Source organism: Marinomonas fungiae, from assembly GCF_001418205.1.
GTDB classification, from domain to species: domain Bacteria; phylum Pseudomonadota; class Gammaproteobacteria; order Pseudomonadales; family Marinomonadaceae; genus Marinomonas; species Marinomonas fungiae.
Genome location: NZ_LIQF01000001.1, coordinates 345,671 through 360,760, shown reverse-complemented (window position 1 = coordinate 360,760; position 15,090 = coordinate 345,671). Strand labels below are relative to the sequence as shown.

15 protein-coding genes are annotated in these 15,090 nt (G+C 45.6%); 5 read left to right on the top strand and 10 right to left on the bottom strand.

What is annotated here, in order from left to right:
• Positions 1-6 precede the first annotated feature (6 nt).
• Positions 7-648 (top strand): LuxR C-terminal-related transcriptional regulator, encoded by a 642-nt coding sequence (locus ASC49_RS01600; RefSeq protein WP_055461456.1) that lies wholly within the window; start codon positions 7-9, stop codon positions 646-648.
• On the opposite strand, the gene yidD is transcribed toward ASC49_RS01600, so the two are convergent.
• Positions 645-905: a membrane protein insertion efficiency factor YidD gene (gene yidD / locus ASC49_RS01595; RefSeq protein WP_055461455.1), complete on the bottom strand. Its 261-nt coding sequence runs from the start codon at positions 903-905 to the stop codon at positions 645-647. The two genes, ASC49_RS01600 and yidD, sit on opposite strands and share 4 nt — an antisense overlap.
• A 116-nt stretch (positions 906-1,021) precedes the next feature.
• On the opposite strand from yidD, the gene ASC49_RS01590 reads away from it, so the two are divergent.
• From ASC49_RS01590 to ASC49_RS01580, 3 genes are read left to right on the top strand one after another with little or no spacing between them, the layout of a single operon-like run.
• On the top strand, positions 1,022-1,885 hold the full coding sequence (locus ASC49_RS01590) for a prephenate dehydratase (protein WP_055461454.1): 864 nt from the start codon (positions 1,022-1,024) through the stop codon (positions 1,883-1,885).
• A gap of 7 nt (positions 1,886-1,892) precedes the next feature.
• A complete protein-coding gene (locus ASC49_RS01585) occupies positions 1,893-3,875 on the top strand; it encodes a TonB-dependent receptor plug domain-containing protein (protein ID WP_162265191.1) in 1,983 nt (660 codons plus the stop codon).
• A gap of 18 nt (positions 3,876-3,893) precedes the next feature.
• Complete coding sequence (locus ASC49_RS01580) at positions 3,894-4,790, top strand: hypothetical protein (RefSeq protein WP_141656768.1); 897 nt, start codon at positions 3,894-3,896, stop codon at positions 4,788-4,790.
• On the opposite strand, the gene ASC49_RS01575 is transcribed toward ASC49_RS01580, so the two are convergent.
• The gene (locus ASC49_RS01575) at positions 4,764-5,525 is read right to left on the bottom strand and encodes an alpha/beta fold hydrolase (RefSeq protein WP_055461451.1); all 762 of its coding nucleotides are present in this window, start codon (positions 5,523-5,525) and stop codon (positions 4,764-4,766) included. The genes ASC49_RS01580 and ASC49_RS01575 overlap by 27 nt on opposite strands.
• A 109-nt stretch (positions 5,526-5,634) precedes the next feature.
• On the opposite strand from ASC49_RS01575, the gene ASC49_RS01570 reads away from it, so the two are divergent.
• The gene (locus ASC49_RS01570) at positions 5,635-6,261 is read left to right on the top strand and encodes a CDP-alcohol phosphatidyltransferase family protein (protein WP_055461450.1); all 627 of its coding nucleotides are present in this window, start codon (positions 5,635-5,637) and stop codon (positions 6,259-6,261) included.
• Here the strand turns inward: ASC49_RS01570 and yfaE are convergent.
• The 8 genes from yfaE to ASC49_RS01530 form a co-directional block, all read right to left on the bottom strand.
• Positions 6,258-6,548 carry a class I ribonucleotide reductase maintenance protein YfaE gene (yfaE, locus tag ASC49_RS01565; RefSeq protein ID WP_082443657.1) on the bottom strand — a complete coding sequence of 97 codons (291 nt, stop codon included), beginning with the start codon at positions 6,546-6,548 and terminating at the stop codon, positions 6,258-6,260. The genes ASC49_RS01570 and yfaE overlap by 4 nt on opposite strands.
• Positions 6,529-7,662: a class Ia ribonucleoside-diphosphate reductase subunit beta gene (nrdB, locus tag ASC49_RS01560; protein ID WP_055461449.1), complete on the bottom strand. Its 1,134-nt coding sequence runs from the start codon at positions 7,660-7,662 to the stop codon at positions 6,529-6,531. Before nrdB ends, yfaE begins: the two co-directional genes overlap by 20 nt.
• 89 nt (positions 7,663-7,751) lie before the next feature.
• Entirely contained in the window at positions 7,752-10,019 is a 2,268-nt protein-coding gene (nrdA, locus tag ASC49_RS01555) for a class 1a ribonucleoside-diphosphate reductase subunit alpha (RefSeq protein ID WP_055461448.1), read from the bottom strand.
• Between the two features lie 276 nt (positions 10,020-10,295).
• Positions 10,296-11,009 (bottom strand): heparan-alpha-glucosaminide N-acetyltransferase, encoded by a 714-nt coding sequence (locus ASC49_RS01550; RefSeq protein WP_055461447.1) that lies wholly within the window; start codon positions 11,007-11,009, stop codon positions 10,296-10,298.
• Positions 11,010-11,098: 89 nt separating this feature from the next.
• Positions 11,099-11,743, bottom strand: a complete 645-nt coding sequence (gene pdxH, locus ASC49_RS01545) for a pyridoxamine 5'-phosphate oxidase (protein ID WP_055461446.1) — start codon at positions 11,741-11,743, stop codon at positions 11,099-11,101.
• Between the two features lie 3 nt (positions 11,744-11,746).
• A complete protein-coding gene (coq7, locus tag ASC49_RS01540; protein WP_055461445.1) occupies positions 11,747-12,382 on the bottom strand; it encodes a 2-polyprenyl-3-methyl-6-methoxy-1,4-benzoquinone monooxygenase in 636 nt (211 codons plus the stop codon).
• A gap of 15 nt (positions 12,383-12,397) precedes the next feature.
• The gene (locus ASC49_RS01535) at positions 12,398-12,739 is read right to left on the bottom strand and encodes a histidine triad nucleotide-binding protein (RefSeq protein WP_055461444.1); all 342 of its coding nucleotides are present in this window, start codon (positions 12,737-12,739) and stop codon (positions 12,398-12,400) included.
• Between the two features lie 48 nt (positions 12,740-12,787).
• A complete protein-coding gene (locus ASC49_RS01530) occupies positions 12,788-15,058 on the bottom strand; it encodes a 7TMR-DISM family protein (RefSeq protein WP_162265190.1) in 2,271 nt (756 codons plus the stop codon).
• Positions 15,059-15,090: the final 32 nt, after the last annotated feature.

The following is a 15,090-nucleotide window of genomic DNA, read 5'->3' as shown; positions in this document are numbered from 1 at the left end:
AACCTAGTGATTTCACTTCTTATCGCTGATGATCATCCTTTATTTCGCAGCGCTCTCACGGGAGCGCTACGCGATCAACTCGGTGAAGTAGATATTCAAGAATCACATGACCTCGAGTCCACATTGGGAAGCCTTAAAGCGAATCCTGATGTGGATTTGTTACTTCTGGATTTAAATATGCCAGGAAGCGGTGATTTATATGGATTAATACGTATCCGTGCAGATTTCCCTGATATTCCTATCGCGGTGATTTCAGGCAGTGACGATTTGGCTGTTGTGGCGAATGTTATTGAAGCGGGCGCGTTAGGCTTTATTCCAAAAACGAGTGAGCCAGCGGTTTATTTAGAAGCGATTACCGCTATCCTTGATGGTGATACTTGGCTACCGGATGGCATGTCAGAACAATTGGAGCAGCTACCTAGCCCCAATTTAGATATGCAGCGTCGTGTGGCAGAGTTAACACCACAACAATATAAGGTTTTGTGCTACTTGCATGAGGGCTTACTTAATAAGCAGATTGCTTATGAGCTGAATATTTCCGAAGCAACGGTGAAAGCTCATATTACCGCTATTTTTCGCAAACTAAATATCAATAACCGTACTCAGGCAGTATTGGTTGTGAGTGATTTGAATCTTCAGCTAAATTAATTTTTAGTATTATGCGGTTTATGATCTTTATGTGGACCGCATTTCTTCTCGGGAACAGGATCGATTCCCCCTTCATGAAAAGGATGGCAGCGACCTAGGCGCTTCAGACCTAACCAGATACCTTTTACGACACCAAAGCGTTCAATCGCTTCAATCATGTAGGCTGAGCAAGTTGGATAATAACGACAGTTGTTTCCCAGTAACGGGCTGAGTAGGTACTGGTAGAAACGCACTAACTTGATAAAAACTTGCTTCATAATGTTCAACTAATCAGATGATTTTTTTTTGCGTTGATTGTCAATTTTAGTGTTGGAAAACGTCAAAAATTGGTAAGGTTCAAAGTCTTTTGTATTCGATGAATGGTGTAATCATCATGACCCAATTAGGCGTTTCAATCAATGCCGATCATGTCGTAGCATACCAAGGTGAGCCGGGTGCCTACTCACATCTTGCTTGTAAACATTGCTTTCCCGATTGGCAGATGGTCAACTGTGCTAGCTTCAGCCAAGCACTGGCGAAAGTGGAAAGTGGTGAAGCGCATTATGCCATGATTCCTGTTGAGAACTCGACAGCAGGCCGAGTGGAAGAGATTTACCGTGAGCTAAAAGGCACTCAGCTGTACGTGGTAAAAGAGCATTTTGAGCCAATTAACCACTGCTTAATTGGCACACCTGGGATGGCTCTGACAGATGTACAAAGCGTTGGCAGTCACCCGCAGGCGCTCGCTCAGTGCGATCGTAATATCAAAGCGCTTGGTGCAAAACCTGTGGCTATGTATGACACCGCAGGCGCGGCAAAACATTTGGCGGAGTCTAAGCAGGCTGGCTTGGCGGTCATTTCCTCAGCATTGGCAGCAGACCTATACGGCCTGCCAATATTGCAATCGCATTTTAATGATGTTGCAGGCAACACCACCCGTTTTCTTGTCTTTTCACAACAGCAAAAAATGCCAACCTTTGAGCCAGAACAACGCTACATTACTTCATTTCTGTTTAAAGTGCGGAATATTCCCGCAGCGCTGTATAAAGCTATGGGGGGTTTTGCTACCCAAGGCATAAACATGCTCAAACTTGAAAGTTATATGCTTGATGGTCAGTTTACAGCGACTCAATTTTACGTTGATGTTGAAGCCCATTTTCAATCTCCAGCAATGCAGGCAGCGCTAGAGGAGCTTCGTTTCTTTTCTGAGGAAGTGCGCATATTAGGGACATACTATGCTGACGCTTTTCGAAAGTGAGGGTTGTATGATTCGTTTCATTACTAGCGCGCTATTGATGACTTATGTTGGCGTAGTAAGCGCAGATAGCATTGATGATTCCTTGCTGGGTCTTGACGATATGCTGTTGGGCGACATTCCCGCTGTTGTCACGCCTGCGCGCGTAGCGCAGCCCCGAGTGGAAGTGTCATCGACCTTGTCGGTCTTATCTGGCGAATTTATTCGCCGTTCAAATATTCAGTATGTAGAAGATTTACTGTTTCATGTGCCCGGTTTTTTTGTTGGGCCATACTGGAATTCCTATCGCAAGGTGGTTGCTTATCATGGTACGGAGCTAGATCGTTTTCGTCGTATTCAGGTGCTTGTAAATGGTCGCTCGGTCTATAGCTCTGTTTATGCTCGCGTGGACTGGCCTAGTTTGGCATTGAATATTGAAGATGTTGAACGTGTGGAAATTAACCGAGGTCCGAATGCCTCGAGTTATGGTAGTAACTCCTTTTTGGCTGTGATTAACATCATAACTCGTAGTCCGCTGGATACGCTGGGGAGCGATGTTTTTGTCACCTCCGATGATCAGGGCAACCGACGCATATACGGTCAATACAGTGGTTTATCGGACAATTGGAGCTACCGGGTATCTGCTTCACGTGGGACTGTTGATGGTTATCAGTTTAAAGGTGATGGCGATCCACGTAATGATGGTCATGTTCAGACCTCTGGAAATATGTTTTTTGTGTACGAAGATCCCACTCAAAAAGTGGATATAGATCTTGGGGTGACCAATCTTGACGCCGATGTTGAGTTCTATGAAGTACCAGGTGTGAGTTATGGTGATACTCGTCCGAAACTGGAACGAGATCGTGAGCATATTAAGCTTGGCTGGGAGTTTGAGCAGTCACCGACGCATACGCTAAAAATGCAGTATTACTACGACAAATCGGACCGTCTTGAAGATCACGATGTGGATGTATACGGGCAAGTGCTGAACCTGCTGTTTGCTCAGAGTCTTCCTGAAGAGCAAATCTACGAGGGACATTTGCTTTCTGATCTAGATGAAGAGCGTCACGATATTGAGCTACAAAGCATTTGGACGCCAAACAGTGACTACCGATTTGTAAATACGGTCTCTTATCGCCAGGATTCGGTTGATTCGGCCACTTACTTTGATGGTCATTACAAAGACGAGTTATCGCGCGTCTCAACCAACCTCAGTTATCGAGCATTGGATCCGTTGATCTTGAATGCTGGCGCTATGTACGAGCACAGCACGCTGTCGGGGGATTATACCTCGCCGCAAATTGGTGCGACCTACAAGCTAACACCACAATCGTCATTACGTGCCAATGTTTCGCAAGCTTATAGAGTGCCGGATCTTTACGATCAAAAAGCCGCTTGGTCTTATGTTTTTAATGGTATTCGTTCTATTCCTGCTTACTCAACAGGTGTGCCCGCGGAAAAAATTATCGCCTACGAGGTCGGCTATTTTCAAAATATTCCAACTCTTGGCTTGTCCTTTGATTTATCCGCTTATCGCGAAAAAATGACAAATCTCGTTGGATCAAATAAAAAATACGAAGATGCGCTAGAAGACGGTGGTGTGTTGACGCCAGCGACAGACCTCAAAGCTACCATTGATGGTATTGAAGCGGAGCTTGATTGGCGCTCAGCAAAAGGCACCTTGGTTCGTACTACCATGTCTTACCAGGATACTCAGGCTAATCATAAGAATATTTCAGAAAGTGTAGCGCCATTTATAACAACCTTATTTCTGAGTACACCGTTAAACGATAGTTTTTCTATAAATAGCCGCTATATTTATGGTAAAGAAATCGCCACTTACGATTATGAAGCCTTAGGACTTTGGCTGAGTTATCGCCGTGTGGCAGGCTCAACTACTTTAACAGCTGGAGTTGGAGCCAATATTCGCTTGGATAATGAACCGTATATACGCGTGAATAATGTCACCGAAAAGAAAACCAGTTACTTTATGTTTGCTAACGTGTCTTTTTAACTTTATATCGCAGTCACTATGAAACGGATTTTTTTGCTCATCATTGGATTACTTACGAGCGCGCTGGTTCAGGCCAGCACGTTCGTATTCCATGATGGGCGAGAAACGGTTTCCAGAGTATTGTCGATGTCGCTATCAGCGTCTTCCTCCTATCAAGTGCCGATCCTAAGCAATCCTGATACTCAGCTTCGAGATGGTGATCTTGTTATCACTGTTGGCCATCATAGCTACGCTCGAATCTGTGAAAGTCATGCGGACGTCTCCATTATTACGCTTTTTTTAGGAGAAGAAGAATTTGAGGTGGCTCGGGCTCAATGCCCGAAAGCGAGTACGGCAGTCTTTTCTGGAGCGCCACTGGATTTGCGCTTGAAAGTGTTGCAGTCATTTTGGGAAGACCATGCCCCCATCGCAGTGGTACACAGTGACGCGTTATCGTTAAGTGAGCGAACGTTGCGATTAGCCAAATTGCAGAGTGTAGAAGTGTATTCTTATCCTATCGCAGAAGAGGGGCGTGAAGAGAAACTGAAGCATTTAACCGATGTGTTAGAAAGTTCTAACCTAGTCATGTCGCTGTATGATTCGGCCTTGTTTGATCCCCAGTTTTCGAAAGATGCTATTCGCTTGATGTTCCATAAAAAAAAGGCGTTAGCGGCTCACTCATTGCAACTAGTAAGGGCCGGTGCTTTATTTGCACTTTACAGTACGTCGCAGGATAAGCTTGAGTTAGTGACATCGTACATCAAGGGCTATGACGCCAGTGGTGCCCTGATGCCGGCGTCTTATCCAACCCCGTTACGCATTGCTTTCAACCCCTATCTTATTCGTATGTATGGCCTAGTATTGCCCACAGACCGCTTCCTGTTAAGTGAATTTGGCCTGTGTCCTGAATCAGGTTGTGAGGAATCGCTTAACTAAACTGGCGAAGGTGGTTGGTTTTTCGGCATGCAACCAATGGCCCGTTTCGGGAATCATTTTGACGCTGGCGTTTGGAAAGTGAGTCAGTGAAGCTGCTTGATATTTGGGCAGTATGTAATCTGAGTTTTCGCCTTTTATAAAAAGCGTAGGCGTCTGAATGCCATCTTTCAGTTTCGGTTTGCTGAGAATAGTTTCGTAGCCTGCCAGTAGTTGTTCAAGTCCTAGATCAATCACATGACCATGCTCGGTGCGTTTTAAGTTTTTCAAAAGGAATTGGCGCACCCCTACATTACTCTCGTATTGGGCAAGCAGTTCGTCTGCCGCTTTACGGCTAGCAGGTTTTTGACGGTTGATTTCCTGAAGGCCTTTAAAGATTTCTGTATGGCTAGGTGAATAATCAACCGGTGCAATGTCCGCTACTATTAGCTTAGCGATCTTTTCTGGATGATCACTGGTGAGCTGCATGGATACTTTACCGCCGACGGAATGGCCTAATAAAAAGATATTGTCGAGCTGGTTATCTTCGAGCCATTGATTGATGGCATCGGCCATCGCAGGAAAGGTGACCGGCTCAAGATAAGAAGAGCGGCCATGGTTAGGGAGATCTAGGCAATAAACAGTGAAATTCTCCGCCCATTTCTGTGCAATGGAATGCCAGTTGTCAGCGTTACCAAATAAGCCGTGAATGACGACCAACGGAGGCAGGTTCTCACCGTATTGCTTTGCATGGATCATGACATCGTTCCTATATTGAGCCAATAAAACTGTCGGCTATAGTAACAAACAACGCATCTGGAGCGTATAAGTAAAGAGGTTATCACAATAGCATTACTAAGGAGTTTATGTGCTTGATAAGGTTTTTATTCCGGTCATTAAAACGCCCTTAACGCAATTGGCTCAGCCATTGATCAGGCGTGGTATCACCGCTAATCAAATTACGCTGATGGGGTTTGCAATGGGTATGCTGGCGGCGCTGGCGCTGGCGGGTGGCTTTTTCTTCTTGGGGCTATTAGGGATCGTATTAAACCGGGTATGTGATGGTCTAGATGGTGCGCTGGCAAGGGCTACTAACAGTAGCTCAGATGCGGGTGGCTATTTAGATATTGTGTTAGATTTTATCTTTTATTCTGCTGTTGTATTTGGCTTTGCTGTGGCCAATCCTGAGCAAAACGCGCTGGCGGCGGCGTTTTTGATTTGGTCGTTTATGGGAACAGGGAGCAGCTTCTTAGCCTTTGCCGTCATGGCCGCCAAGCGCAACATCGAGCAGCTGGATTATGGCAAGAAGTCGCTGTATTTCCTGGGCGGTATTACCGAAGGCACGGAAACCATTATCTGCTTTGTGCTGATTTGTCTATTTCCGAGCCAGTTTGTAGTGTTCGCCGTTGTATTTGGTGGTCTATGCTGGATAACCACTGGAACAAGGATCTATGCCGCTTATAAGATGCTCGACAATGCGGTAAATGCTCGCTAGAGCATGGCGATCTCAATATCGCTTTTAACAATGGCGCAGCAGGTCAGCATATAGCCGCTGTTTACCCAAGCTAATGGCTCCACAGGGTAGCTGACCTTGCCCCATAGAAGTTTGATCATACAAGAGGAGCAATAGCCTTCGCGGCATTGGTACTCCACTTGCACGCCTGCACGTTCAAGCTGCGGCAGCAGAGGCTCGTCTTCGGTGACGAGTATCTGCTTTTTGCCTAGCAAAACACGATGAACTTCTCGATCTTGATGCTCGGGTTTAGAGATCAAAGTCGTCAAAATCCGCTCCGTCTAGATCATTGTCAATTTGGCCGACTAAGTAAGAGCTGATTTCAGCTTCTTGTGGTGCAACCTGAACGTTGTCACTTACTAACCATGCATTGATCCACGGAATCGGGTTATTTTTAGTGGCAAACTGTGTTTCTAGGCCAATGGCTTGCATGCGAACGTTAGTGATGTATTCCACGTACTGGCCTAGGATTTGTGCGTTCAAGCCAATCATTGAGCCGTCTTTGAACAAATATTGTGCCCAGTCTTTTTCCTGTTGTGCCGCTTCAACGAAGATGTTGATCACATCTTGTTGGCATTCTTGAGCGATGACAGCCATTTCAGGATCATCACGGCCAGACATCATCAGGTTTAGCATGTGCTGCGTGCCGTTTAGGTGCAGCGCTTCGTCACGGGCGATCAGCTTAATGATCTTAGCGTTACCTTCCATCAGCGTGCGTTCTGCAAAAGCAAAACTGCAGGCAAAGCTGACGTAGAAGCGGATTGCTTCAAGAACGTTAACGGAGGCTATTGTTAGGTAAAGCGCTTTTTTCAAAGTCTTCATAGTGACGACAACTTCGCCACGATCGGGGACTTTATGAACACCTAAACCGAGGGTGTTGTATAGGTTAACCAGTTCAATTAGGTCGTCGTAGTACTTGGAAACACTGATGGCACGTTTAGCAATTTCATCGTTGACCACAATGTCATCAAAGACCTTAGTAGGGTCGTTAACAATGTTGCGAATGATATGAGTGTATGAGCGACTGTGGATGGTCTCAGAGAACGACCAAGTCTCAATCCATGTTTCCAGCTCTGGCAAAGACACGATTGGCAGTAGGGCAACGTTCGGTGAACGGCCTTGAACACTGTCTAGTAGCGTTTGGTACTTCAAATTGCTTAAAAAGATATGCTGCTCGTGCTCTTCAAGCTTGAGGAAGTCTTTGCGGTCATTGGATAAATCTACTTCTTCTGGGCGCCAGAAAAAGGACAGTTGCTTCTCGATTAGCTTTTCAAAAATAGGGTGTTTCTGTTGGTCGTAGCGCGCTACGTTCACGTTTTCCCCGAAAAACATCGGTTGTTGCAGACTGTCAAATTGCTTGCGGTTAAAAGTAGAGTAACTCATTGCCGAAAAGGATCCTTAATGATCGCGAATAGAATAAAAGATAAATAGGGTGGAAAGCCCTACGTCATCAGTACGTAGGGCATTGCAAATTAGATCTTACAAGCGCCGCCTGCACAATCATCAACCATATCGTCTTGCTTGTCTTCTGCACCGTCACGAGTGTTATGGTAGTACAGTGTTTTGATGCCCAATTTGTAGGCGGTTAGCAAGTCTTTCAAGATGACTTTCATTGGCACTTTGCCAGCTTCAAACTTCGATGGATCGTAGTTTGTATTGGCTGAAATTGCTTGGTCTACGAACTTTTGCATGATGCCCACAAGTTGCAGGTAGCCATCGTTCGAAGGGATGGTCCACAACAGTTCGTAGTTTTGCTTCAAGCGTTCAAACTCAGGAACGACCTGCTTCAAGATGCCGTCTTTACTTGCTTTCACAGACACGAAACCGCGTGGTGGTTCGATACCGTTAGTTGCGTTACTGATCTGAGATGAGGTCTCAGACGGCATTAGAGCAGTAAGCGTCGAGTTACGCAGGCCATGCTGCTTGATTTCTTGGCGTAGCGTTTCCCAGTCATATTGCAGTTCTGTTGAAACAATATTGTCCAGCTCTTTCTTATAAGTATCGATTGGTAGGATACCTTGAGCATAAGTAGTTTCATTGAATGCAGTACAAGGGCCAAACTCTTTCGCCAATTTGTTTGATGCTTTCAGTAGGAAGTACTGAATCGCCTCAAAGGTTTTATGTGTCAAATCGTTGGCACTGCCGTCTGAGTAACGTACACCGTTCTTCGCTAGGTAGTACGCGTAGTTGATGACACCTACCCCAAGAGTACGACGTAGTTCAGTTGCGCGCTGCGCCGCTGGAATTGGGTAATTCTGATAATCTAATAGACTGTCTAAAGCTCGAATAATCAGTTCAGACAGTTCTTCTAGTTCGTCAAGATTCTCAAGCGCACCTAGGTTGAACGCGGACAATGTACACAAGGCGATCTCGCCTTCTGGGTCGTCTACACGGTTCAAAGGTTTCGTTGGTAGGGCGATCTCAAGACATAGGTTGCTTTGCTTAACCGGAGCCACTTTCGGATCAAATGGGCTGTGTGTATTACAGTGGTCTACGTTCTGTAAGTAAATACGACCCGTGCTGGCGCGCTCTGAAGCAAACAGAGTGAATAGCTCAGATGCTTTGATAGTGCGTTTGCGAATGCTCTCATCAGCTTCGTAAAGTGAATATAGACGATCAAACTCTTCTTGGTCAGCAAAGAATGCGTCGTACAAACCAGGTACGTCAGAAGGGCTAAACAATGTGATGTTGCCGCCTTTAATTAGACGCTGGTACATCAAACGGTTGAACTGCACGCCGTAGTCAAGGTGACGTACGCGGTTTTCTTCCACGCCACGGTTATTTTTAAGAACCAGCAAGTTCTCAACTTCTAAGTGCCAAATAGGGTAGAACACGGTTGCTGCACCGCCGCGCACACCGCCTTGAGAACAACTCTTAACCGCTGTCTGGAAGTGTTTGTAGAACGGAATACAACCCGTATGGAACGCTTCACCACCACGAATTGGACTGCCCAATGCGCGGATCGCTCCAGCGTTGATGCCGATGCCCGCGCGCTGGCTTACATATTTCACAACCGCGCTAGAGGTAGCGTTGATTGAATCTAGGGAGTCACCACACTCAATCAAGACACAGCTACTAAATTGACGCGTTGGAGTACGAATACCAGACATGATGGGTGTTGGCAGTGACAGCTTGAACTGAGAGACCGCATCGTAGAAGCGTTTGATCAAATCAAGACGTGCTGACTTCTCGTAGTTAGCAAATAGACAAGCGGCAACTAAGATGTAGATAAACTGCGGGCTTTCGTAAATTTGGCCAGTCACACGGTTCTGAACTAGGTACTTACCTTCCAGCTGTTTTACCGCTGCGTAGGAGAAATTCATATCACGGGAGTGATCGATAAAACCGTTAATCGTATCCAGCTCTTCAGCGCTGTAGTTCTCTAGAATCTCTTTGTCGTAGCGGCCTTGCTCAACTAGGTTTCGAACATGGAGATGTAGGTGCGGTGGTTCGAACTCACCAAATGCTTTCTTACGCAAATGGAAAATAGCTAGACGAGCCGCCAAGTATTGGTAATCCGGCGTATCTTCTGAGATTAGATCTGCTGCAGACTTGATTAATGTTTCGTGAATATCCGTTGTACGAATACCTTCAAAAAACTGAATTTGCGCTTTCAGCTCTACCTGTGAAACGGAGACATTGTCTAAACCTTCAGCTGCCCAAGTGATAACTTTATGAATTTTATCAAGGTTAATGTTTTCAGTTTTGCCGTTCCGCTTGGTAACTGTCAGAGTGCTCATGCCTTAGATTCCCATTTTCGCAGTAAAACCTGTGGATATACTGTATATAGTATTTCCAGGTACTGCTTGATACTAGATGTAGTGTAATGTGTATTGGATGGCACGAACAATAGTGCTCAAATCGATGAAAATCAAGGCTTGAAAAAATCAAAATTTTGCGCCTTGCTTGTCCCTGAAGTGATCACTTACGTGAGCATGCCCAAGAGTTCTTGAATGTGTAATTGCAACATTAAAATAAGAAATTTTGTTTACTGTCATTGGTTGTTTGTAGATTGATCACTGCTTATCTAATGCCATAAAAAAGTATCCGCCCATTACTAGTGGGTACAGTATTAATTGATGTAGTAGATAGGCTAACAATGCATGTCGGCCCAAGAATGTCAGTGCTTTAACGCTAATATTTTGAGGCAATTTAACATAGTGTAGCCGGAGGTATCCAAATATCGGGCCAATTAAGACAGCTCCCAGCCAAGGAAGAGGGTTGATAAAGTCTAAGGTTGCGTCCGGTGCGGAAAAGGTGTGGATAAACCAGCGGTGAGAAGTCAGGGCGTCGATGTGATAAAAATAGCTGGTAGCGATCAGGAGCAGGCCAACTATACAGGAAATCACGGGGCGCCCTGCTAGGGGGCGCACGATAAAGCCTGCTGTAAAGATAAAGTGCAATATGCCGAAGAATACCCATTGTTCCGGAAGTGCCAGATAGGTACCTAAAGAAATCAGCGCTGCGCCGAGAGCGACTTTGGTTTGATTCTTGATAAAGCGTCGTAAGGGTTGGTGATTGTGGGTGGCTAAATAACTGGACCAGCCAACGGCTGTGACAAACATAAAGACGATGAGCGCGCGAAAGTTAATCCAAAAGTCGCTTCGATCGTCGAATGTTACAAAGCCAAAGTCTCTTAAATCCCAACAAAAATGAAATAGAATCATCAGCACCACGGCTAGGCCGCGATAGCTATCGAGAACGTTAAATCGAGCTTGTGACGAGGACATATAAAAGTTCTGCTTAACAATAAAAAAGCCATCGCTACGACTAGGCTATGTATCGTAGCGATGGCTTTTTAACATGACTTAAGTGCTGCTTAAGGCGCTTTACGCACTGCTTGCCAAGAGCCTTGGTCGTCTAACGTAAACACGATACGGTCGTGCAAACGGCTTGGGCGACCTTGCCAAAACTCAATAGTAGAGGCTTCTACCGCGTACCCGCCCCAATTCTCTGGGCAAGGCACATCGCTGTCTTGATATTGCTTCTCAAGCTCAGCAAACTCTGTCGACAAAACGTCTCGAGAAGCGATTACTTGGCTCTGACGGGACACGCTTGCAGCAATTTGGCTACCTTTAGGGCGTGTTGCGAAGTAAGCTTCAGACACCTCACGAGATACTTTTTTGGCCACGCCTTCAATGCGAACCTGACGAGAAAGTGGTGCCCAGAAAAAAGTCAGAGACACGTTTGGATTGTTGGCGATGTCTTGGCCTTTATCACTGTTGTAGTTAGTGAAAAAAGTAAAGCTGCTGGCATCACGTTGTTTTAATAGTACCGTGCGACAGTGGGGTTTATTGTCTGCATCCACTGTGCTCAGCAGCATACCTGTTGGGTCATCTGGACAGGCTTCGATCGCTTGGCTAAGCCAAGCATCAAACAGCGCTAATGGATCTGAGCCAGCTTTTTCTTCAGTTAAGTCGTCAAATTGGTAATCACGGCGAAGCGATTGTAGGTCACGATTCATAAGTTAGATCCGATAAGTTGAGTGAGTCATTACTTTAGAAACTAATGTCATGACGCGCATGACGGGCTGAGGAAATTCATAACCGCCAGAATCCAATGCCATTTGCTTATGTTTAGCCTCGTCGATATGCATTTGCTCTAAGATGGCACGAGAGCGTTGGTCTTGTTCAGGCAGGGCGGCCATATGCTTATCAAGGTGCAAGCATACTTGGTCTTCGGTTGCAGCGACGAATCCCAAACTGAGTTTGTCACTAATCATGCCTGCACCTGCGCCAATACAGAATGATGCCCCATAAAACAATGGATTTAACACGCTGGGACGACTACCAAGCTCGTAGAGGCGCTCTTCACACCATACAAGGTGGTCGACTTCTTCGTCGGCAGCATGCTCCATCTCAGCTCTGACCATCTCTAGTTTTGCCGTGGTCGCTTGACCCGCATACAGTGCTTGAGCGCATACTTCACCGGTGTGATTAATGCGCATCAAGCCAATTGCATGGCGTTGCTCTGTTGGCTCCAGAAGAGCCTCAGGGTGCTGCAATGCTGGAGATGGACGCGCTGCTTTGGCTACTTTCGGAACCAAAGTTTGTAAGGCACGATCAAACTGTATCACCGCCTTATCGAGTTTTGTTAGAAGCATCTTAGGTACCTTCTGTTAGCCTGGCGGCCAAGTCATGGCGCGGCCGCCAAGCACATGCATATGAATGTGGTAAACCGTTTGGCCCCCCATCTCATTACAGTTCATCACTACACGGAAACCGTCATCGGCAATGCCCAGTTGCTGCGCAATTTTAGCTGCCGTAATGGGGAGCTTGCCAACTAAAGCGGCATCGTCAGCTGATAAGTCATTTAGTGTGCTGATATGGCGTTTTGGAATCACTAGAAAATGAGTAGGAGCTTGAGGGGCAATGTCCTCAAAGGCGATGACATCATCGTCTTGATACAGTATTTTGGCCGGGATGTCACCGTTGACCAGTTTACAAAATAAACAGTCCATTAAAGTCTCCTATATCGGTGTTCATTATTTTAATTACGTCTGTAAATCTCAAGTGGATTGAGAATATCTCTTGATTTTAGGCAACATCGAGCCTGGTATTTCTCTCTGCAGCTGCTCTATGTCGGTTAATAGTTTGGTCTCTATTTGAGAGCTGTAAACAAATCCATTAAAACCGAGCGCGCTAGCATATTCTTGTGACATATTAACATTGTTTGAAATCAGCAAGCATGAATCGGTTTCATGTAATGCGCTAACAAAACCAGCCAAATCTGACGCGCCGAAGTTTTTTTCATCCTCAAATAGCAAGATCACAAAGCGACTTTTAGCATTGCGTTGATTAAGAAGACTGTGCAGATCGCTAACCGTGTCGATGTGAGTAAGGGCAAATAAACGGGTGTGTAAGAAATTACTTGTACGCTCAATCAGATCTGAATCTTGATGGCCAATAATCACTAAAATAAGGTTTTCAAGCTGAGTTTGCTTGGCTAATTCGCTGGCTTCAATCTGTCTAATGTTAACCGGGATTCGGCAGATTAAGGCGCGTGCACGACCTTCTCCTGAAATGGCAATATCGCCTTCCAAAGCTTCAACAAGGTCGCGTAGGTAGCGAGGGCCGAAATAGTGTTCTTTTTCAAGGGTAACCGAGCTAGGCATTGGGTAGGCGCGAATATGTAGGATGCGTTGACCATCACGCTCGTTGATTTCCACGTCACTTTCTATATTCAGTGTTTGATCGGTATGGTGATGTAACTCTTCCATAATCACTTGAAACAAGTGCTTGATGATATAGCTGTTTGAAAGTAGCTCCCAGCCAACGGTCTGACCGTACTGCATGTCAATTTCAGCATCGCTTTGGTCGAGGGTGTAAAAATCGATGGCAGCTTGGTCAATCAGTAGCTGCAAATTCGTCGGGGCATTGAGGCGATGAGGTGTGCTATTAGTTTGCAAACCCTGAATAAAAGATAAACGCTCGGCAATGTTGGATAAATTCTTATACGCCTGTTTCAATTCATCTGCTTGCGGTTCATTTAGACTGTACTGATGATCAATGATGGCTGTTTGGCGCTTGATGCGAGAGGCGATCTCAGTTAATAACTCATAACGTGGCATGTCATCGACCTTGGCGGCATGGCTATGGGTAGGCGTATGGCGCGTGATGATGCCACTAAAATGTACAAGGGCTTCTAAGATAATGGATATGGTCAGGCCCCATTCGTACCAGAAGGGAAAAGATAGCACGCCGTAAGTAGTGCATATCCAAATGCTGTGGCCAACGGTTAACACGACTCGAGCAGTTAAATAGTAGAGTGCATAAGGGATGCGCTTGTATACGCTGTATAGGGCCACCAATAGCAATACCAACAAGGTGCTGAAGGCGCTGATACTTAAAAAAATGATGTTTAATTCTTGGGGGGCTAAGGCATAAATAACCGCTAAGAAGGCATTGCCTAAGATCATCAGCAACAATAGCTTATCGATTCTTGGCAGGGTTTCCTTAGTATCAATATAGAAGCGTGTGAAATAGGTGATAAGAGCGGCACAGGCGAGCGCTGAAAAATTATAAACGCGCTCTTGTAAGCCCATTAGGGTTGGGAAAAGCTGATAGACAAAACCGTGTAAAGCAAAGTGCAAACAAGCAATCCCTAGTAGTAGCGTGCTGTAGAGCAAATACATAGGGTGCCGAGTGCGGATAAAAAAGAACACATTGCTGACGAGCAAGAGCAGCAGAATCCCCATTAAGAAGCCCGTTATGTAAGTGTCTTTTTGAATATCATTGGTTAACTCTGAAAAGGTTTTCAGTTCTATAAATAAGTTAACCGGTAGGCGAGAGTTTACCTTTATATATACGGTATAAAGCGGTGGCGCTGAGCTAGGTAACGGTACAACGTAGTCAGGATAAGCGATGATTCGATTTCGGTAGGGGCGCGCATCCCCCATTTCAGCAAAAATCTGATTGTTTAATAAACTTGGGGTGTACACATCTACCACTTGTGCCCGCGGAGCCTTGATGTGAAGTGCCGCGTTTTCGCCTGCAGGTAAGCGTTGGGCAACTTCGACGCGAATCCAAATATTGCCTTTCACCAAGCCAAATTGAGGAAACTCACGTTTCAAGGGAACAAAACGCTTACGTAACTGCTCAGAGTCTATGTCTCGTAAGGTTAGGCGGCCGGTCTCATCAATGAAATAACTACCAACGCTGCCAATGTTTACGCTGTGGTTTTCCTCATCCAGCAACGCCATCATCGGAGCTCCATAGGCGATGTTGGTCAGATACATAATTGCGAGTAAAATGAGCGTCTGTATGCTGTGTTTAATCAAAGCGGCCTCCATGAGGCCTACATTATTAACTA